This window comes from Achromobacter sp. NFACC18-2, assembly GCF_900108985.1.
Lineage (GTDB): Bacteria > Pseudomonadota > Gammaproteobacteria > Burkholderiales > Burkholderiaceae_B > Achromobacter.
The window spans coordinates 98,392-119,999 of record NZ_FNYM01000011.1 but is presented as its reverse complement, the minus strand read 5'-3'; the positions used below and the strand labels follow the sequence as shown (position 1 = coordinate 119,999).

General features: G+C 68.5%; 5 protein-coding genes. 2 read left to right on the top strand and 3 right to left on the bottom strand.

Annotated elements, in window-relative coordinates; translation table 11 throughout:
- Nucleotides 1-368: 368 nt before the first annotated feature.
- From BMW75_RS17715 to BMW75_RS17705, 3 genes are read right to left on the bottom strand one after another with little or no spacing between them, the layout of a single operon-like run.
- Nucleotides 369-1,127, bottom strand: a complete 759-nt coding sequence (locus tag BMW75_RS17715; protein WP_076518884.1) for a SapC family protein — start codon at nt 1,125-1,127, stop codon at nt 369-371.
- Between the two features lie 9 nt (nt 1,128-1,136).
- Complete coding sequence (locus BMW75_RS17710) at nt 1,137-15,812, bottom strand: two-partner secretion domain-containing protein (RefSeq protein WP_092581213.1); 14,676 nt, start codon at nt 15,810-15,812, stop codon at nt 1,137-1,139.
- 25 nt (nt 15,813-15,837) lie between these two features.
- Nucleotides 15,838-17,571 (bottom strand): ShlB/FhaC/HecB family hemolysin secretion/activation protein, encoded by a 1,734-nt coding sequence (locus BMW75_RS17705; RefSeq protein ID WP_092581212.1) that lies wholly within the window; start codon nt 17,569-17,571, stop codon nt 15,838-15,840.
- Nucleotides 17,572-17,942: 371 nt separating this feature from the next.
- On the opposite strand from BMW75_RS17705, the gene BMW75_RS17700 reads away from it, so the two are divergent.
- Nucleotides 17,943-18,770 (top strand): response regulator transcription factor, encoded by an 828-nt coding sequence (locus tag BMW75_RS17700; protein WP_092581211.1) that lies wholly within the window; start codon nt 17,943-17,945, stop codon nt 18,768-18,770.
- Complete coding sequence (locus BMW75_RS17695) at nt 18,763-21,462, top strand: hybrid sensor histidine kinase/response regulator (RefSeq protein ID WP_092581210.1); 2,700 nt, start codon at nt 18,763-18,765, stop codon at nt 21,460-21,462. The genes BMW75_RS17700 and BMW75_RS17695 overlap by 8 nt, the downstream gene beginning before the upstream one ends.
- Nucleotides 21,463-21,608 lie beyond the last annotated feature (146 nt).

Below are 21,608 nucleotides of genomic sequence, written 5' to 3'. Positions count from 1 at the left end.
GAATGGCGCAAGTCCTGAAAAAGCCATGGCGCGCACGAAGGGAGGTGATTCGGGCAAGGCGGCACGTGGCGGGCATCGGCGCAACAGGGCGCCGCCCGAGGGGCCGCAGCCGCCGTCAATGGTTCTGAGTCTGCTGGGACGGGGATGCGGGGAATGCGCTTGCCCTTCATGCTGGGCAAGCTTGCCTGTTGCCACGCGCGTAAACGATCTTACGGATAGCTGAAAATTCCAAAGCCGCAAAAAACGCCTGGGTTGGCGCCTATATGTCGACTTAGGGTGCGCCCCCATTTTCTGCTTTCGGGCGTATTCATCGCCGCGGGCCGGGCCGGACCCGCGGGAGGGGCAAGTTGCCGGCGCGCTGCCGGGACTTACGCGTCGGTCGAGGCGGTCTCGACGCCGGCGGCAGGCGCCACCTGGTTGATCAGGGCGGGCCAGGTATTGATCGACAGCAGGTGGCAATAGACCAGCGGCAGCCAGCCGTTGGCGCGCCAGCGCAGGAACTCTTCGTCCGACAGCTTGTTGAACTTGGCCTCGTCGATCACCTTGAAGCCGGACATGGCCAGGCGCTGGCCATCGGGCAGGGTGATGTCGGCGCGGTTTTCGATCAGCAGGTCGGCAGCGGCCAGCGCTTCCGCGAACTTCATCGTGTAGGCGTGCTGGTTCTGGTAGTCGCGGCAGAATTCCAGGGCGCTGCGTGCCAGGTCGGTGGGCTCGCCGGCCTCGTCGAAGAACGGATTGTCGCGGCCTTCGACGACCGACGCCGCCTTCTCGTCCACGCACAGCGTGAACTGGCTGCGGTCTTCGTTCTCCATGAAGATGAAGGGATAGCGGCGCACGTAGGCCGGAATGTAGGTGCCGGCGCGCCATTGGCCGTCTGCGTCGACGAACAGGTTTTCCTGGCCGCGCACGCCCAGCACCGCGACGGGCGTGGGCTGATCCCCGTCCGTGAAGACGATGGGGAAGTGGCGGCAGGCGGTCGGCAGTTCGGTGGCGACCAGCGGCACGGCGTTGGTGCGGGCGGCATAGCCAAAGCCCGTGTTGCCGGCCAGCGACAGGTTGGCGTGCACGCCGGCAGCCAGGGGACGGGGTTGCTCGTAGAACAGGGGAAGCGAAGTCTGCGTAGTCATGGTGTCGAATCAAAGAGTGCGGGTTTGCGCGTCGTCGTTGCGACGCTCGTCGTCGGAAGGCGGGTTGCCTTCGGCGGCGGGTTGTTGCGGGTTGTCGCCGGCGCCTTGCAGCACCGGGTTGTTGCCGGCCGGTACGGTCAGCAGGGCGTTGACGCCGGAGGGCAACAGCCAGTTGACGCTGGCGTCAGCCACCTTCAGCACCTGCGGATCGGCGTACGCGCCCAGGGCGTCGGGGCCGAAACCGTCCGGTGGGACCGTACCACGGAACAGCGAGTCGGCGGTCGGCGTGGTCGGGATGACCATGCTCGGCGCCGTGATGGCGGCCAGCCGGTTGATCGCGCCCGTCGGGCCCCACGTGAAGCCGTTCAGGTAGAACGGCGAGCCGGCCAGCGAGCTCTTGATCGAGGCGGCCCCCAGGGCGCCCGTCTTGCCGCCGACCGTGCCCCACACGTCGGCCGAACCGGCGGTGGGAACGATGAGGTCGGCCACGTCCAGCTTGTGGCTCGGGTCGGCGTCGTTCAGGCCGATGCGGATCGCGCCCAGCGGGCCGGCGGCCAGCGTCAGCGCGGTTTGCGGACCGGTCAGGCCGACCGCGGTGATGTCCCCGATGGTGCTGATGGTGGCGGCCGCGCCTTGCAGCCTGGCCGGTGCGCCCAGGCTGATGGGGCCTTGGGCGACCAGCAGTTGCGCGGGCAGGGTCAGGCCGGCGCCGCCGGTCTGGGTGAAGCCGGTGGCCGCCCGGACCGTCGAACCGGCGGCAAAGCCGGTGGTGCCGGCCGGATCCGTGTTGGCGATGCGGATCGCGCCGGTGTCGGCGGTGACGTCATTGCCGAACGACACGCTGCCGCCCGAGATGTCGATGCCGTCCGGGCCCGTGGCGCGCACCGCGCCGTTGTAGCTGGCGGTGCTGGCTTCCAGTTGCTGCACGCGGTAGGCGGTGACGTCGCCGTTGAACACGATCGTGTCGACGGCGCGCAGGGTCAGCGAGCCCAGGCCGGTGGCGTCGCCCGCCACCTGCACGTTCTTGCCGGCGTCGATGGCCAGGTTGTTGCCATTGCCGCCGTCCAGCGTGCTGCCCAGCACGACCGAGCCGGTGCTGCTGGTCAGCTCGCGGTCGCCGGTCAGCGTCACCGCGCCGGTGTAGACCTGGTCGCCCGTGGTGACGACCTTGCCCGGACCCATCGTGGTGGCGCCCTGGATGGCCAGGCCGCGCAGCGGCGTGGTGGCCCCGACGTCGCCCTGGATATCCGCGTTGCCGGCGATGATCAGGCCCTGCTGCCCCGGCTCGGTGCCATCCACGCCCGCCTTGAGCTGCACGGTCGTGCCGGTGAGCGTGGTGTCCACGCCCGAGAGGATCACGTGCTGGCCGTATTGCTGCGCGCCGGTGGTGTCGACCGAACCGCCGTTGATCAGCAGGTCGCCGTTGCCGCTGGTCTGCAGCGTGGCGGCGCGGACCGGACCGTCCAGGACGGTGTCGCCCGCGGCGTTGATCGTCAGGTTGCCCAGGCGCTCGTCCTGGCCGACCGGACCGGCAAAGGCGACCTCGCCCGTGCCGGTGGAGACCGTCAGGTCGTGGGCGCCGTCCACCGCGTCATTGAAGCGGATGTCGCCGTCACGGCTGGCCACCGTCATGTCGCCGTCCAGGGTGACCGTGCCGGTGTACGACTGGTCGCCCGTGGTGGCGAGGCTGCCCTCGCCCAAGGTGGACGCGCCGGTCACGGTCAGGCTGGCCAGCGCGTCCTGGGCGCCGAACGCGCCCTTGAGCACGGCGTCGCCGTCGATGGTCAGGTCATGCGGGCCGTCGCCGCCGCCCAGCAGGCTGACGGTGGTGCCCGTGAGCACGGTGTCGCCGCCCAGCACGACCCGCTCGCCGTACGACTGGGCGCCGGTCGTGTCAACCAGGCCGCCGTTGATGAACAGCGTGCCGCCGGCGTCCGTCGTGACCGATGCCGCGTATACGGGGGCGTCCAGCGTGGTGGCGCCGCTGCTGGCGATGGTGATGTCGCCCAGGCGGCCGCCGGCGGCGTCGCCGACCGTGTCCGTGAAGGTGACATTGCCCGCGCCGGCGGTCACGGCCAAGCCGTGGGCATCGCCCTGGCTGCTGGCGACCGTGTCGTTGAACGCGACGCTGCCGCCCTGCGTGGCCAGCGCCACATCGCCGTCCAGGACGACCGCGCCGTTGTACGACTGCTCGCCGGTGGTGCCGATGCTGCCGTCCAGGCTGGCCGGGCCATTGACCGTCAGGCTGGCCAGCGCGTCCTGCGCGCCGAACGCGCCCTTCAGCACGGCGTCGCCGTCGATCGTCAGGCCGTGCGGGCCGTCGCCGCCGCCCAGCAGGTTGACGGAACTGCCCTTGAGCACCGTGTCGGCGCCCAGCACGACCCGTTCGCGGAACGTCTGGATGCCGGTGGTGTCGACCAGGCCGCCATTGATGGCGACCGTGCCGGGGGCGTCGGTCTGCGCCGACGCGGCGTACACCGCGCCGTTGAAGGTGGTCGCGCCGGCGGTGTCGACCGTCAGGTTGCCCAGGCGCAGCCCGGCGTTGCCCACGCCGCCCAGGGTGACGTCGCCGCCTGCCGTCGAGACGATGGCCACGTCGTAGGCGCCGTCCAGCGTGCCGTCGAACGTGACGTCGCCCGTGGTGGTGGACAGGGATTGGTTGCGGGCCATCGTGACCGCGTCGCCGTAGTGCTGGTCGCCGGTGGTGGCGATGCTGCTGGTGTTCAGCGTGACCGGACCGGTCACGGTCAGGCTGGCCAACCGGGTGTTGGCGCCGATGGCGCCCGCCAGCGATGCCGTGCCGTCGATCTGCAGCGCATGCGCGCCATCCACCCCGTCGCGCAGCGTGACCGTGCTGCCGGACAGCGTCGTGTCGTCACCCAGTTCGACACGGGCGGCGTAATTTTGCGTGCCCGTCGTGGTGACGCTGCCGCCATTGATGGCGACCCGCCCCGTGCCCACGTGGTTCAGCGAGGCGATGTCGACCGCACCGCCGTAGGTCGTGACGCCGGCGGTGATGACGGTCAGCGCATTGGCGCCCGATACCTCGCCGGTGAACGTGACGTCGCCGTTGAGCACAAAGACCGCGCTGCCCAGTTGGGTGGCGCCATCGACGCCGAAGGCGCCATTGGCCGCCGAGTACACGCCGCGCAGCGTGGTGTCGCCGTTGTATTGCTGGGAGCCGACCGTGTCGACGCCTTGCAGGTCGATGCGGGCGGCGTCGATGGTCAGGCTGGCCAGGCTGAGCGCGTTGCCGCCCAGCGTGACGTCGCCGTCTTGGGCGACGATCGCGGCGTCCAGGCCGCTGCCGTTCAGGGTGCCCGAGATGCCGACGTTGCCGTTGGCGCCGGTGGCGGTCAGCGTGCGCGTGCCGCCGGCCAGCGTGGCGTTGCCCGCGATGTCGATGGCCGTGCCCGTCAGGTCGCCGTTGAGGGTGACGTTGCCGGTGTAGGACTGCGCGCCGGCCGTGACGGCCCCGGCCGTCATGGCGATCTGCGCGCCATTCACGGTGAGGTCGTTGACATCACCGGCGGCGATGGCGTGGCTGACCGAGACGTTGCCGTTGGAAGAGGCCAGCAAGACATCGCCGCCGTGGCCGGCCGACAGGCCGACCGCGCTGGTCAGATCGCCCGTGGCGGCGATCTGGATATCGCCGTCGGCGGTCGCGATGCGGCCGAGCGTCAGCGCACCGGCGCCGTCCACCACGATGTCGCCCGCGCCCAGCACCTCGGCGTCGAGTTCGCGCGCCGACGTGGCGAAGGCGGCGTTCTTGTCCCCAATGCCGTTCAGGCTGGTCAGTGCAAGGCCGTTGGCCGTCAGGTCCAGGCCGTCGCCCACCAGCGAACCGGCGGCGGCGTTCAGGATGATCGTGCCGTTGGCCGCGCCGGCGTCGATGGCGCCGAACGCCAGATCGCCGTGCTGCGCGGTCAGGTCGATGGTGCGGTTGCTGCCGCTGACCGAGGCGGATGCGTTCAGCGTATCGGTGGCGGTCGCCGTGATGTCGCCGTTGGCCGCGTTCAGCGTGGCCGTCAGCGCGCCGGTGTTGTTCAGCGTCAGGTCGGCGGCGGTCGTGGTGCCGGTCAGGCTGACGTTGGCGTTGGCGGCTTGCGTCGTCAACGTCGTGTCGCCGCCCGCGGCGCCGCTGGTGAAGTTCACCGTGTCGCCCTGCATGGCGATGGTGCGCGGCGTGCCGCTCGCGGCGACCACGTCGGTCGCGCCCGTCAGCGTGACGGTGTCCTGGGCCTGCACGCCGGCGCCGGCGACGGTCAGGGTGCCGCCGGAGGACAGCAGCAGGTTGTCGGCGGTGCCGGCCAGGCCCGAACGGGCATCCAGGTCGCCGGCCGAACGGATGTAGACCGAGCTGTTGTCGCCCGCCTGGTCCACGTCTCCCGCCAGCGTCAGGGCGCGCGCGCCGACGTTGTTCAGCACGATGACCGCGCCATCGGCGCCGGTCGACAGGTCGCCCAGCGACGCGACGTTGGTGCGCAGGGCGATACCGCCCACGCCGGTGGCCAGGTCGGTGGCCGAGCCGATGCTGCCGCCCGCCGTGGCCGTCAGGCTGTTGCCGAAGACCAGGTTGCCCGCCAGCGCGCCCAGGATGGAGCCGGCCGCGTTCAGGGTGACGTCGCCCGACGTCTTGGCGTCGATCGTGTTGATGGACAGGTCGCCATTGGACGTGGCGATCGAGATGTCATTGTCGGTCGAGTTGGTCTTGCTGATGGCGCTGGTGACCAGCGTGGGGCCGGCGGTGGTGATGCCGATGGCGCCGTTCTGCGTGACGACCGACGCGAGCGTGGTGCCGGCCGCGCGGTTGTCGTCCAGGTAGATCGAGCCGTTGCCGGTGACTTCGGCCGTCAAGGAGGCGGCGGTCGTCTGCAGGTTGTCGGCCGAGCCTTCGGCGCCGCCGATGCCCGCGCCTGCCTTCAGCGCGACCGAATTGCCGATGATGCGCGTGGATTCCTCGCGGTCGTCGACGATGGTGCTGCCTGCCTTGCTGTAGTCGATGTTGACGGTGCCCGCGCCCGCGTCGATATTGCCGGCCACCAACTGGCTGTTGGCGCCGTTGCCCACGATCTTGATCGTGCCGTTGCCGTTGGCGGCGATGGCGTTCGCGATCTGCAGATTGCCGGCCGCGGCGATGTCGATGACGTTGCCCGACAGGTACGAGTAGACGGCATTGTTGTCCGCCGCCAGGTACATGGCGCCATCGGTGGTGGCTTCCACGCGCTGGCCGGTGGCGTTGATGCGGCCCTGCGCGGTGTTCGCGCCGATGCCGTAGCGGCCATTGAGCGCGACGCCATAAGCCTGGATGTTGGCGCCGGCCGCGTCGGCCAGGATGGAGCCGTTCTCCGCGCTCAGCGTGATCTGGCCCTGCGTGGCGCCCGCCTGCACGTTCTTGACCGTGATGTTGCCCGACGTGGTGTTCACCGAAATGCCGTTGCCGGCGGCGTCGGTGGCCGACGTCATGCTGGTCACCACCACGTTGCCCGAAGACGTGACGCGGGTTTCACCGTTGGCGACCGAGGTCGTCAGGCCGCCCAGCAGGTTGGAGGTGCTGTTCAAATACAGCGAGCCGTCGCCGGTGACGGTGGCCGACACAGGGTTGTTCGGCGCGGCGATCTGGATCGCCGCGTCGCGCGTGCCGATGCCGTCGCGCGCGGTCAGCGTGATGGCGCCCGTGCCCGACCCGGAGATGGCGCCGCCGCCCGCCAGGATGCTGCCGGTCTGGGCGTTGAGCGTCAGCGTACGGTTGGTGCCATAGCTGACGGATCCGACCAGGATGTCGCCGCTGGTCGTCGTGACCGACAGGTCTTCGCCAGCGCTCAGGTTGCCCAGGTTGATCGAGCCGGTCTGCTTGAGGAAGATGCCGCCGGAGGCATTGGCCGTGATGTTGTTGACCTGGGTGTTCAGGGCGTTGCCGGCCGAGCCGATGGCGTTGCTGGTGTTGCCCGACGCGGTGGACAGCGTCAGGTCGCCGGCCGTGATCTTCGAGGTCGAATTGATGCCCTGGATCGCGCCGCCGGTGTAGTAGTACGGATTGGTCGACAGGTTGACCGATCCGTTCTGCGTGACGTCGATCTCGTTCAGGTTGATCGCGCCAATCGCCTGGTACGTGAAGTTCAGGCCCGTGGTGTCGCGAACGGTGGTCAGCTGGGTCGTGTTGCCGGTGTCGGCGCCGCTGAACGTCAGGTTCTGGGCGTCGATGGCCAGGAAGCCGGCGCTGCCCAGGTTGCTGCCCTGTCCGTTGGCCCGGTTGATGGTCAGGTCGGTCAGGTCGGCCAGGTTGTCGACGTAGATGCTGCCGGGCGTGGCCAGCGTCAGGGACGGCGTATCCAGGTGCAGGCGGTTCGACTGCGACGACCCGATGGAGCGGTTCGTGCCGTAGTTGGCCGTCAGGGTGACGCTATCGGCCATGATCAGGTTGCTGTTGTCCGCGCCGACGATGTTGCCGCGGTTGGTCGTCAGCGAGACGGCGCCATCGGTGGTGGCGATGGTGCCCACGACCAGGTCGCGGCCCGCGCCGGCGGTGTCGTTGGTCAGCGTGATGTTGCCGTCGGCGGTCGCCGACGCGACCTGCAGGCCGTAGGTTTCGGTCAGCGCGATGCTGCCGTCCGCCGTGTCCGTCTTGCGGGCGCTCAGGGTGACGATGGTCGTGCCGCCGGTCAGGTTGGTGGTCCGGATGGCGCTCTTGTTGCCGATCGAGCCGTTCGCCGTCAGATCGACGGTGGTGGCGTTGTTGATCGTGCCGCTCAGGATGGAGCCGCCGGTGTTGTTGACCGAGAACGCGTTGCCGTTGGTGTTGACGGTGCCCAGTTCGATATCGCCGACAGTGTTGCTGACCGAGCTGGCGCCCGTCGAGGTCAGGCTGGGCAGGCTGGTATTGCCTTCCACGGTGATGAACGCCCCGCCATTGGCGGCGCGGCCGGTCAGCGTGCTGACGCGGGTGTCGATGGCGTTGCCGGCGCCCGTGGCGCCGATCGCATTGTTGGCGTTGAGGGTCAGCGAGGCGGCGTCGATCTTGGTGTCGCCGTCGCCGTCGCCCAGCAGGGAGCCATAGCGCGAGGTCAGCGACACGTTGTCGTAGCCGACGTCGATCGTGCCGACCGTGATGGTGCGGTCGCTGGTGACGGACAGGTTCAGGCCGCCCGCGTCCGTGATGTCGCCCAGCACCAGGCCGGCCGCGCTGGCGCTGCCGCCGTCGGTGGCGGTAAAGCCGATGTTGCCTCCATCGCGCGTCGGCGAGTTGATGCTGTAGGTGCGGGCGCCGTTGCCCGTCGAATACAGCGACAGCGAATCGATGTGCGTGTCGGAATCGATGTAGACGTCGCCGACGTTCTGGATGCTGACTAGCGGCGCGGACAGATTGATCTCGCGGCCCGCGGCGCCGATGCCGCCCGTACCCTGGGCGACGATCGTCACCTGGCCGGCAGTGATGCGTTGGCTGTCGTCGGCGCTGCCCAGGATGCTGTTGTTCGAGGACAGGCGGACGGTGCCGGTGGGCAGCGTGTCGATGATGCCGATGTCCTGGCCGACGCTGCTGGACAGCGACAGGTTCAGGCCGGTGTTGTCACGGACCTCGTTGACCTGCAGGCGGCCGTTGTGGACCACGTCGAACAGCAGTTTGTTGGACGTGATGTCGTAGGTGGCCGGCGCCACGCCGGTCGCGTACAGCGACAGGCCGGTCAGGTCGCGGTCGTTGCCCACGTAGACATCGCCGCCCGCCGTCAGGTAGAGGTCGCCGGTCGTCGTCTCGATCTTGTCGGCCGGGCCCGCGCCGATCTGGCCGGTGGCGAACAGCGACACCGAATCGCCCGTGACGTGCGAGGCGGGCGACAGGTTGACAATGTTGCTGCCCGCGCCCGTCGCGTTCAGGCTGACGGTGTGCGCGGGGCCGGTGTCGACGGTGCCAAGGTTCAGCGTGCGGTCGCCGGTGAACCAGAAGTTCAGGCCGGTGGTGTCGCGCACGTCGAACACGTTGTAGGCGCCGGTGTCCGTGACGTTGAAGGTCAGGCCCTGGGCCGCGACCTGCACCACGTTGTTGACGGCGGTGTCCGCGTGGTTGGCCGTGACGTTCAGGCTGAACAGGTTCGAGGCGTTGTCCAGGTACAGGTCGCGGCCGGTCTGCGTGGTTAGTTGACGCGTGTCGGTCAGCACCGCGTTGCCGGCCGCGCCGATGGATTGCGAGGCGGTCAGCGTCAGCGCCGGGGCCACGAAGCGGGTGCCGGCGCCTTGCAGGATCGAGCCGTTGGTGACGTTGACCTGCGCCGAGCTGGTGACGCTGTTGTTCAGCAGCGTGAGCGTCTTGTTGTTGGACACCCACAGGCTGCCGTTGACGTTCGACGACAGCGAATCGACGCTGGTGTACAGCGGATTGTAGGTATTGATCAGACCGGTGACAGACCCATTGCCCGTGATGTTGAGCGTCAGGTCGCCCGTGATGATATCGGGGCTGCCGGCGCTGGTGCTGACGCCATAGATGCTGCCGCTGCTGGTGAGCGCGACCGAGCCGCCCGCGCCGGTGCCGATATGGTTGACCGTCAGCGTGCGGTCGGACGCGATGGACAGCGCCAGGTTGCCGGCGGTGGAGATATTGTTGAGCGTCAGGCCGTTCTGGCCGACCGTATCGGTCAGCGAGAACGCCAGGCCGGTGGCGGAAATGGCGTAGGTGTTGGTGGAGGCGCCGGTGGAGTTGCTGTGGTTCAGCTTCAGGTCCAGCGATGCCAGTTGCTTGGCGTTGGCGACGGACACGTTGCCTGCCGAACTGATCGACAGGTTGTCGGCGGAGGTGGAGACGTTGATGCTGCCGTTCGTGCCCAGCGCATTCAGGCTTACGGTGTTGCCGGTGATCTGGCCAGAACTGCGAATGATGGTCGGGTTGATCGAGTTATTCGCGTAGCGCGAGGTCAACGACACCGAACCCGTCATGCCGGCGGTGATCGTGGCGGTCGAGATGGCCGAATCGGCGTTGATGGCCAGCGCGGCGCCGCTCATGATGGCGCCGATCGTCAGGGTCGTGCCGCCGATGATCACCAGCGATTGGCTGCCCAGCCCGCCAAAGGCATACGTGTTGGTGTCGTAAATGGTGGAGCTGTAGGCGTCGCGGCGCGTCAGATTGAGGTCGACGCTGTTGAGCGCCTGGCCCCCGTTGTCCAGGTAGATATCGCCGTTGTTGGCGATCGTCAGGTTGCTGGTCGTGGTGCGCAGCGCGCGGGCGCTGCTGCCGATCGCCCCGGTATTGGCGTCGCGCGCGGTGTAGCTGTCGCTGCCGGTGGCCGACAGCTTGACGCTGCCCGCCGTGATGCGGCCCGCGCCGGCATCGCTGGTGATGCTGGAATTGACGCCGCCGTTGGCCGTGGTCAGGCTGACCGAATTGCTGGCGGCGATGGTCCCGACCTGGATGTTCTTGCGGCCCGTGAAACTGAAGTCCGTCAATCCGCCGGTGACTTGTTCCAGGTACTGCGTGGTGCCGTCGTCGCTGATGGTGATGACCTGGCCCACGCCGCCACCGATCTCGATGGTGCTGGCCGTGCCGGCCGAACGCAGGCTGTTGATCGCCAGGTTGCGCAGCACGGTGTCGCTGTCGACGTGGATATCGCTGCCCGCGGTCAGGCTCAGCGCCGACGTGCCGGTCAGGGCGAGCGTGCCGCCGTCGGCCGACGAGCCGATGGCGCCGGATCCCGCCGTCAGCGAGACCGTCGCCGCGTGGATCGCGCCGGGGTTGGCCAGATCGTCGTTGGCGATGTTGCCGCCCGACACCAGGGTGACTTTGCCGCCCGCGCCGGCATCGATATTGCCGACCAGGAGGTGTTTGCCGTTTGCGGAGAACCCGAAATCCAGGTCCGTCGCGCTGGCGATGTCCTTGAGATGGATGCCGCTGGCGTCGTCCGTCAGCGTGAAGGCCGACAGGTTGGGGGCGGTGATCGCATAGGTCCCGTAGGCCGAGCCATTGCGCGTGATGGCCAGGCGCGTCAGGCCGGCCAGGTTGTCGACGGCAACGTCGCCCGTGCTGGTCAGGCTGACGTCGGGCGCCTGCAGGGTCAGCGCGGCGCCCGTTGCGCCCAGCGCCCCGGATGCCGACAGCGCGATGCTGCCGGCCTGGATCTTCGTGGCCGCGTCGCCGTCGTCGAGGATCGAGCCCCCGTAGTTGGTCAGCGTGGCCGCGCCGGTGGCCTGCAGGCTGCCGACCGTGGTGGTGCCGTACGACTGGGTGTAGCCCAGTTGGCCGCCCGCCGTCACCGAAACGAGCCGGATGTCGCTGGAGGTGCCATTCAGGTAGACGTCGCCGCCCGCATTGGCGCGGACATTGACCGCGCCCGGGCCGCTAATGCCCACGTAACGCACGCTGCCCAGGTAGGCGCCGCCGATCGAGCCCGCGGCCGTCAGCGTCACATCGCCGCCGCCGGCGTAGGCGTTGCCCGAGCCGCTGCTCAGGATCGATCCGTTGGCGGCGTTCAGGATGACGTCGTCGTTCCAGCTGCGCACCGAGCCGGATACCAGCATGTCGCCCTGGCGCGCGTCGATCTCCACCTTTTCCGTCGCGCTGATGTTGTTCAGCGTGACGCTGCTGGTGGTGTTGCCGGATCCGACGGGGTTGGGCAACTGGACGTAGAAGCCGCCATCGGCGGCCGAGCCGGACAGGTAGCTGGTCAGGATGTCCAGGTGCCCCGTGCCCGCGGCGCCGATGCCGCGTCCCGCATTCAGGTTCACCGAATTGGCCAGCAACTGGGTGGTCTTGTCACCGTCATCGTGAATCGCGCCGGTCGCGTTCAGCGTGATGCTGCCGCCGTAGCCGGCATCGATGCTGCCGACGGTGATGTCTCGGTCGCCGGTGAAGTTGAAGCTCACCCAGTTGGCGTCGCGCACTTCGCGGATCGTGTGCCCGCTGGCATCATCGATGACGTTGAACAGCAGCGACGGCGCGCGCACGTCCAGTACATAGTGGTCGTCCTCGCCCTTGTGGCGCGCGTTGACGGTCAGGGAGGCCAGGTCGGCGATGTTGGTGGCGTAGAGGTTGCCGCGCGTGGCCAGCGACAGGTAGGGCGCATTGACCGACACGAAGTCGGCGTTCGTGCCGATGTCCTGATTGGCGGAAAGGGTGACCGTGCTGGCGGTGACCCGCGTATCCGCGATGCCATCGTCCAGGATGCTGCCTTGCGTGGAGGTCAGCGTGACCATGCTGCCGGCGCGGATGTTGCCCAGTTTCAGGCTCTGGTCGCCGGTGAACACGAACTGGTTCAGCAGCGAGCTGTAGACCTGCTTGAGCTCATACGCGGTGCCCAGGTCGTCGTTGACGTCGAAAGCGAGGAAGGGCGCGGACACCAGCAGGGTGTTGCGGCGGGCGGGGTCGGCGTGCGTATTGCTGACCGCCAGGTAGGTCAGCGTCTTGCCGGGGTTGTCGACGTAGATGTCGCCGCCGCTGGCCAGCGCCAGGCTGGTCGTGGCGGTCTTGATGCGATCGCTGGCCGTGCCGATGTGCCGCTGGGCCTGCAGGTTGATGCTGTTGCCCGCCAGTTCGCTGTTCGCATTGGCGCGCAGGATGTCGCCGCCCAGGGCATTGAGGAACAGGGTGCCGGTGCCGGCATCCAGCCGGTTGGCGGTCAGGTCCACCGCGCCCAGGACGTAAATGCCGTTGGTGGCCTTCAGGTCATCGAGCAGGACCGAGCCCTGCGCCTGGCTGAGGTAGATGGCGTTGCCGGTGGCTTTCAGTTCGCCCGCGGCGGTGCGCAGGTAGGTGCCCGCCGTGCCCACGGTGTAGGCGCTGCTGGCCGTCGGGGCCAGCAGGGTGACCACATTGCCCGTGATAAGCGATGCCGACGACCCCGTGATGCTGCCCGCCCGCGCGGTGAGCGTGACGTTGCCGCCGCCCGCGTTGACCTGGCCGGCGGAGATGCTGTTGCCGGTGAGGTTGATGGCGCCGCCGCCCGAGCTGACGTTGTTGGCCGACACGCTGCCCGCGCCGGTGATCACAATGCCGGCGTTGTTGGCCTGCGCCTGGGTGATGGTCAGGTTGGTGCTGGCGCTGTCCAGATAGACGCCGCCCGAGCCCGCGGTGGCGGACACGCTGCTGGCATTGGTCTTGAGGCTGCGGGACGCGGCGCCGATGATGCCGTTCTGCGCCGACAGCGTCAGCGCGTTGGCGGAGATCATGGTGGCGTCGTCGCCGTCGTCGACGATGCCGCCCAGGCCCGACGTCAGCGTGGCCATCGCGCCCGCCTTGATGGCGCCGACCGTCAATGGGCCGCCGGCCGAGACGGACAGCGAGCCGGTGGTGTCGATCGAGCGCAGCGCCAGGCTGCCCGTATTGTTCAGAAACACGCCGCCGGCGCCGCTGGCGGCCGTCAGCGTGGCGGTCTGCGTGTTCAGGGCCTGGGCGGCGGCGCCGATGGCGCCGTTGTTGCCGGTGCTGCCGGCCGCCTTGAGCGCGATGCTGCCAGCGGTGATGATGTCCGAGCCGTTGCGGGCCAGGATGTCGCCGGCCGTGGAAGTGAGCGCCAGGGCGCCGGCGCCCAGCGCGATATTGCCCGCGTTGATCGTGCGATCGCCCGTGAACGAGAAGTTCAGGCCGTCCTGGGCGACCGTGTTCAGCTGGTAGCTGCCCGTGTCGGTCAGTGAGAACACCATGCCGCCGGCGGACGTAAGCTGATACGTGTTGTTGACGCCGGGTTGCGCGTGGCGGCTGGTGATGTCCAGCGAGCTCAGCACGGAGCGGTTGGCCACGGCGAGGTTGCCGCCCGTGGCCAGCGCCAGCCGGGCGGTCTGGGTGTTGACGGCCTTGCCGGCCTCGCCGATGCTGCCGCCGCTGGCGTCCAGCGTGACGGTGTTGCCCGCCACCACCTGATTGGCGCCGCCGGTATTGCGGATGGCGCCCGCGCTGGCGCGCACCAGCGCCGCGCCGCTGCCGGCATCGATGACGTTGGCCAGGTTGATGTCGCCGGTGGCGTTCAGCGTGATCGCGCCGCCGCGGCTGGTCAGCTTGCCGATGTTGTCCAGCGTGCTGCCCACGCCCAGGGCTTCCAGCGTGATGGCGCCGCCCTGGGTGCTGATTTCGGTGTTCGAATTCTCGAAGCGGATGCCGCCCGTCTGCGTCGAACGCAGCGTGAAGCTGTTGCCCGACACGGTTTGCAGATTGATCGCGGCCATGTCCGCGATCGTGATCTGGCCGGTGGCTTCGAGCTTGATGTTCGTCGTGCCGGCCAGGCTTTCCAGCAGGCCGCGCGACACGGTGTTGTTGGCGGCGTTGGCATCGCCGCCATTGATGGCGCCGTCGCCCGCGCTGCCGTCCAGCGCGCCCGAGCCGTTGGCGGAATCGACGATGCGCAGGTCGGTCGGGTCGATGAGCAACAGGCCCGTCTTGCCCTTGGGGGCGCGCATGTCGACCGAACCGGTCAGGCCGATGTTCTTCTTGCTGGAGACTTCGGCAAAGCCGCCGTCGCCGCCCTGTTCGCCGCCACGCGCCGACAGGCTGCCGGCAAACGCCGTGGCCTCGTTGGACCACATCGTGACGCTGCCGCCGTTGCCCTTGACCAGCGCATCGGCCTTGAGCGTGGCGCCCGCCGCCACCTTGACGCTGGTCGACTTGCCGCTGAACGCGGCCGAACCGTCGTCCGGCGCGACGCCCAGGCTGCCCAGGGCAATCTCGCCGCCGCCGGCGGCGCCCGAGACGTCGATGGCCGCGGTGCGGGTGACATCCACATGCTCGCCCGTGACGACGACCTTGCCGCCTTGCTGGCCCGCGCCCACGCCCGAGGCGTCGACCGTGCCGGCGATCCTGACCGTGCCGGCGTCGCCGCCGGACAGCACGATCTTGCCGTTCTGCGTGCCGACCGACCGGGCGGTGACGATGCCATCGGTGTTCACGACATTGTCGATCACGCCCTTGACCGTGCGCGCGGTCATCAGCACCATGCCGCCATCGGCGCGGATTTCGCCGGTGTTGGTGACCAGCACCGAAACCGGCTTGCCGTTTTCATCCTTGGGCAGTTCGTTGATGGTCGAGGTGGCGTCGAAGCTGAGCAGCCCGTCGCCGTGGAAGTCGACCGTGACGGTGTTGGCGCCAGCCAGGGCCACACGCCCCAGCTTGGCCTGAATCACGCCCGAGTTGCGCACCGACGGCGCGACCAGCGCGGCCAGGCCGCTGTCCTTGATGCTGATCGTGCCTTCGTTGACGATCATGGCATCGGTCTTGGACGACGCCTGGTTGAACTTGTACTTGCCGGCCAGGAAGTCCTTGTCGCTGATGTTCGCCGTGGTGGCGACCAGGCCGCCCACGTCGATCCGCGCGCCCTTGCCGAACACCACGCCGTTCGGGTTGACCAGCATCACCGTGCCGTTGGCGTTCAACTGGCCGAAGATGGCCGACGGGTCATTGCCGACCACGCGGTTCAGCGTGACGCTCTTGCTGCCGGGCTGGCGGAAGTTGACCGTCTCGTTGGCGCCGATGCTGAAGTCTTTCCAGTTGATGATCGCCTTGCCGGTCGACTGCTTGATGTCCAGCGTGCCGTTGCCACGGTCGATGATGGTGGCCGAGCCGCCCACCACGTTGCCGCCGGTGGGATTGGCATGCGCACCGCTTGATGCGAGCGAGCCGATCACCATGGCCAGCGTGCTGAGCGCGGGCAGGGTGGCTTCTTTTTTCAGGCGCAAGCGGCGAGCGGGTTGGGCGAGGCTGCGGGGTTTGCCATTCATGGTCGGTCTCTTGTCGGTCGCTTGCTTAGTACTGGGCCGAAATGCTGAAGAACACACGGGGATTCTTGTTGCCCTGGGTCAGGACATCCCCGCTGGTGGGCTTGGCCACTTCAAAGGTGGCGTATACGGTTTTGCTCAGGTTGGCGCGCATGCCCGCGCCAATGGAGGACACGTTCGAGCGGGTCAGGGGCGCGCTTTCGCTGCGCGACCAGATGCGGCCGCCATCGATGAACGAATAGACGTGCGCGCCGTGCGGCAGGAAGCGGTCGGTCGACACGGCGTAACGCAGCTCCAGCGAGCCGGCCACGCCGTTGTCGGCGGACATTTCGCCATCGTCGTAGGCGCGGCCGAAATTCGGGCCGCCCAGCGCGAATTCCTCGCTGGCCAGGAGCGGGCTGGTGCTGTACTGGCCCGCGAACGTGGCCACCATGGACAGGCGTTCGGTGAATTGCTGCAGGCGGGTCAATTCGGCGGTGAACTTCAGGAAATCCGAACGGCCATTGGCGCGCGAGGCGAGTTCGGCGCCTTGCTGCGTCGCGCCCATCGCGTCCAGGCCCTGATGCACCGTGCCGCGGATGGCGGTGATGCCGTTCCAGCTGTCGGTGCGGTCGTAGCTCAGGCCCGCGCGCAGGACGCGCAGGCGGTCACGCGTGAAGGGCGCTTCGGTGATGTCGGTGGTGACGTTGCGCACGTCGAACGTGCCGAAGGCGCGCAGGTTTTCCAGGCGCGAGCGGATCAGCGGGTAGGTGACGGTGGCCGCGTAGGCCTGCACGTCGCTGGCGACGTTCAACGGGGCGAGGTCGCGGCCGGGCTCGCTCTTGGCATAGCTGGCGGCCAGGCCGAAGGTCATGCCGCTGTCGGTGACCAGCATGTCGTAGTTGCCGGCCACGGCCTGGCTGCGATAGGAGGGAAAGCCCAGGCGGCCGCTCAGCGTGAAGGTGTCGGCGCGCGCGCCGAACGAATTGAGCGTGACCTGGCCGGTCATTTCGCTCCAGCCCAGATAGGGCGAGCCACGGTTGTCAAAGCCCACGGCCGCGTCGACCGGCTTGCGTTCACTGCGCACCACCAGCACCGAGCCGCCCACTTCCTTGGGCGAAGCCTCCAGCGATGCGCGCACGATCAGGCCATTCAGGTCGTTGGCCAGCAGCAGTTGGCGTTCGACCTCGGCCACGTTGATCGGGCGCACGCCGCGCAGGCGCGCCACCAGCTTCTCGACCGCGGCTTGCGCCGGTCCGATGTCGCCGTCGTACATCACATCGAAGACATAGCCTTCGACCACCACGATGCGGAACACGCCGCCCTCGACGGTCTGCTCCGGCACGATGACGCGCGTGGTCACGTAGCCGTCATTGCGATAGAGCAGTTCGATGTCGTTGGCCACCTTGAAGGCATCGGCCACCGTGATCGTCTTTCCCACCAGATCCTGATAGAACGCGCTCACTTTCGCGGGAGGGTAGTGCGTGACCCCGTCCACGCGCATGTCCGTGAGCGTGAAGCTCAGCTTGTCGGCGCCGGCCGGCGCCTCGGACGCGCTGCCCTGCTGCACGGTCACCTGGGGTGCGCCGGGTGTGCTTTCGGGCAGCACGGGTTGCGGCAGCGGGCGCCCCGGCTCGGCGGCCGAAGGCAGTTGCGGACGCACGCTCTGCGCCTGGACGGGGCCGGCGACCAGCGCCAGAACCGTTGAGGCAAGACCGACTTGCAGGGAAATGGGGGACAGGAAACGGACGGCGGGACGACAGAATCGGGATAGGCGGGGCATGAAAGCTCGGACGGCGATTTGTTACATTTCGACTTAGCAGAAGCTATTTGACATACGATTCAGGCGTGCGTAAACACTATTCTGCGTCGTTGTTAAGCGCTGAAACATGCCGGCTCTCTGGCGGTAACCGCCCGGGAACGCTGGAAAAAATGCGGTGTTCCGTCCCTTTGTCGCGTGCAAGCCACAAAGTCATGGAACGAACTGTCACTAATCCAGTTTCGCGCTGTAACAAACATTATCGTAAGTGCGCAGTTATTCCATTACCGAGGTTTGCTGGAATGCAGGGTAGGTTTGCCGCAAGGAAAATTATTCGAGCTGCGGCCTCGGTACTGTCTCCTGTTCGCCACGCGGGCGTCGGGCGGCATGAAAGAATGCGCGGCATGAACGACGACTTCCTTTCGATGGCGCCGGGCCAACTCGCCGGCCTGCGCGTGCTGGTGGTCGAGGATCGCCCCGAAGACCGCATGCTGCTGGTGGACTTCCTGACCAGCCAGGACTGCCGGGTCTATGTCGCCGAGGACGGCAACGACGGCTACCGCAAAGCGCAAATGGTGCAGCCGGACATCATCCTGATGGACGTGTCCATGCCGGTCTGCGACGGCCTGGCGGCCTGCCGGCTGTTGAAGGCGGACCAGGCCACGCGCGGCATCCCCGTCATCTTCCTGACCGCGGCGGCCCTTCCCGGCGAACGGGTGGCGGGGCTGTCGGCGGGCGCCGTGGATTACGTGGCCAAGCCGTTCGATTTCGAGGAAGTGCGCCTGCGCCTGCTGATTCATCTGCGCGTGGCGTCCGCGCCTGCGCCCGCGCCCGCCTTGGCAGCGGGGGGGGCGGAAGATGGCACTTCCGCCGCGGCGGCGGGGGCGACGCTGGATGGCGTCCTGTTCCGCGCCGCCCGCAAGCTGCTGCGCGAGCGGCTGGATCACACGCCCGAACTGATGGCGCTGGCCCAGGCGTTGAACACCAACGCGCGGCGGCTGAACCAGGCCTTCCGGCGCTGCGCCGGAACGACCGTCTTCGAGTTTCTGCGGGAAGAGCGCATGCGCGAGGCTCGCCGCCTGCTGTGCGAGACCAGCCTGGACATCCAGGCCATTTCGCAAGCGGTGGGCTATGGCAACCGGGGCAATTTTTCCACCGCCTTCCGCGAGCGCTTCGGCATGCCGCCGACGGCCCTGCGCCAGGAATTCGATCCCCATGCCTGATCGCCGCCTGGGTTGGCCGGGTTGGCTGCCGCTCTCCCTGTTGTTGCTGCTGGTCCTGTCGTGCCTGCTGGCGCCCGTGCGCGCGGGCGCCGCGCCGCCGTCGGTGGACCTGACCGCCGTGACCGGAAAATTGCCGCTAGTCGGTGAACTGCAGGGCATCGAGGACCCGACCGGCGCCAAGGACGCCAGCGAGCTCCTGGACGGCCCCTGGCAGCCCGTGACGCCCGCCTGGCTGAACCGGGGCTTTTCCGCGTCGGCGTTCTGGCTCAGGCTGGACGTGCGCAATCCCACAGCCGGTTTGGTTGAACGCTGGCTGTCCCTGGGCGTGCCCCGGCTGGAAGACGTGCGCTTCTACCTGTTTCCCGACGGCCAGCGGCAGCCCTTCAAAGTCGTGCTGGCGGGCAACCGCGAGCCGCTCGCGCAGCGCGAAGTGCCGTCTGCCGTGTCGGTGGTGTCGCTACTGCTCGCGCCCGGCGAGCGCATGACGGTGCTGGTCCGCGTGCAGAGCCGCTCGGCCATCAGCATGGAACCCGCCTTGTGGACGCCGTCCGCGTTCGTGGGCGCCGCGCAGCAAGGCACCCTGGTCCTGGCGCTGCTGATCGGCGCGCTGTTGATGGTGGTGATCTACACGGGGGTGCTGGGCGTGGCGCAGCGCGACCTGGTGTTCCTGTTGATGGGCGCCACCATCCTGATCGAAATTTTCTACAGCATCGCGTTCCAGGGATTGCTATATCGCTATGTGCTGACGGGCGGGGGCGAAGCGGTGCTGCGCGCGCCCAGCGTGCTGGGGACGCTGGCGGCCACCTTGTTCGGCTTCACGGTGATGCGGTTCGCGGACTTGCACCGGGTGCGGCTCTGGCGCTGGGTGTATGGCGCCCTGATCGCCCTGGGCCTCGCGGGCACCGCGTGGTCGGCATGGGGCGACTATCGCGCCGCCTCGCAGACGCTGATCGGACTGATGCTGCTGTGGGCGCTGGTCTGGCTGGTGTCCATGGCCGACGGCTGGCGGCGAGGACACGCAAACGCCCGGATCTTCCTGCTGTCCTTCGCGGTGTACTGCGCCTGCTTCTTCCTGCGGCTGGCCTTCATCCTGGGGCTGCTGCCCGGACGATGGGAGGGGGGGCCGGAGGTGGCCTGGGATCTGTTGTCGATCTCGCTGATGCTGGCGATCCTGGTGCATGGACGCACGCGTCAGCACCGCCAGGACAAGCTGGCGGTCGAGCGCGAACTGACGCAGGCGCGCGAACGCGAACACAAGCGGCTGGACCAGGCCGTTACCGAGCGCACCCAGGCCTTGCAGGCGGCGCTCATCCAGGCCGACGAGGCCGGCCGCGTGCGCCAGGATTTCCTGGCCCGCATCAGCCATGACCTGCGCACGCCGCTGACCTCGATCATCGGGTTCGCGGACCTGATCCAGGCGGGCGGGCGCGACGACGCGCCGCGCGGCGCGATCATCCGCCGCAGCGCCGACCACATGCTGGGCATGGTCAATGACCTGATCGACTACGCCGCGGGCGCTGGCGGCCAGGCGCTGCGCGTCTCGCCCGAGTATGTGCATGCCCTGCTGGACGCCGTGGCCAAGGAATCCGCGCCGATCGCGGCCAGGCAGAACAACCAGTTCCTGTTGCGGGTGTCGGCGTCGGTGCCCGCCGTGCTGGACATGGATGGCAAGCGTGTGCGGCAGGTGCTGTCCAACCTGATCGACAACGCCGCCAAGTTCACCCGGGGCGGCGTGCTGACGCTCACGGCCGACTACACGGAGCCCGGCGCGGGCGAGGCGTCGGGGCTGCTCGTGCTGTCGGTGCGCGACACGGGCTGCGGCATCGCGCCGCAGGACCGGCAGCGCATTTTCGAACCCTTCCAGCGGCTGGCTTCCGCGGACAACCAGCCGGGCGTGGGGCTGGGCCTGCCCATCGTCCAGCAATGGGTGCAGCGCATGGACGGCAGCATTGTCGTCGAGAGCGGCGTGGGGCAGGGCACGCTGGTTAGCGTGTCGCTGCCGGTCCGGAGGATGGACGAATCCCGCATCTCGCATCATTACATCGCCGCCGCGCCGCATGTCCTGCCGACGCTGGATGGCTCGGGCAAGCTGCTCTGGCTGGCCGAGGACACGCCGGAGATCCGTGAATTCCTGGTCGAGGAACTGGCCAGCATGGGCTTTGACGTGGACAGCGAATCCGATGGCCGGGGCATCGTGGCGCGCATCCAGGCCAGCGACGCGCGCCGTCCCGACCTGATCCTGACGGACCACCGCATGGAAGGCGCCGACGGCGCGGCCGTGCTCGCGGCCGCCCGCGCGCGCTGGCCGGACCTGCCGGTCGTCGCGGTGTCGGCAACGCCCCATGACACGCTGGCCGTGGACGGCGCGCGCTACGACGCCAGTCTGCTCAAGCCCATCAGCCTGGTCGAACTGCGCCATGTGCTGGGCAGGCTGCTGCATCTGCCGGTCAATCAAACGGCCAACGACGCCGAGCCGGCGCCGGTGCAGACCCCGCGCCTGTCCGGCGCCGATCTCGCCCAGGTGCAACGGCTGCTGGACAGCGGCGCCATCTCGGACCTGATCGATTGGGCGCGCGCGCTGCAGGCCCGCGACGCGGCCTTCCGGGACCTCGGGGAACAGTTCCGCCGCCTGGCCCGCCAGGGCGATATCGCCGGTATACGCGGACTCTGCGAGCGCGCGCGCGCGGACTGACGTCAACGCCGCGCCGCGCCGCGGGAGGTCCGGCCATACCGGTGCTCGCAAGCCATGCCGGCGCGCCGCGGCGGGACGGCGCGCGCGCTGCCTTCCGTTTTCCAGGTGCATCGCGTATAACAACCGTACGATATGTGCAGCGCAAC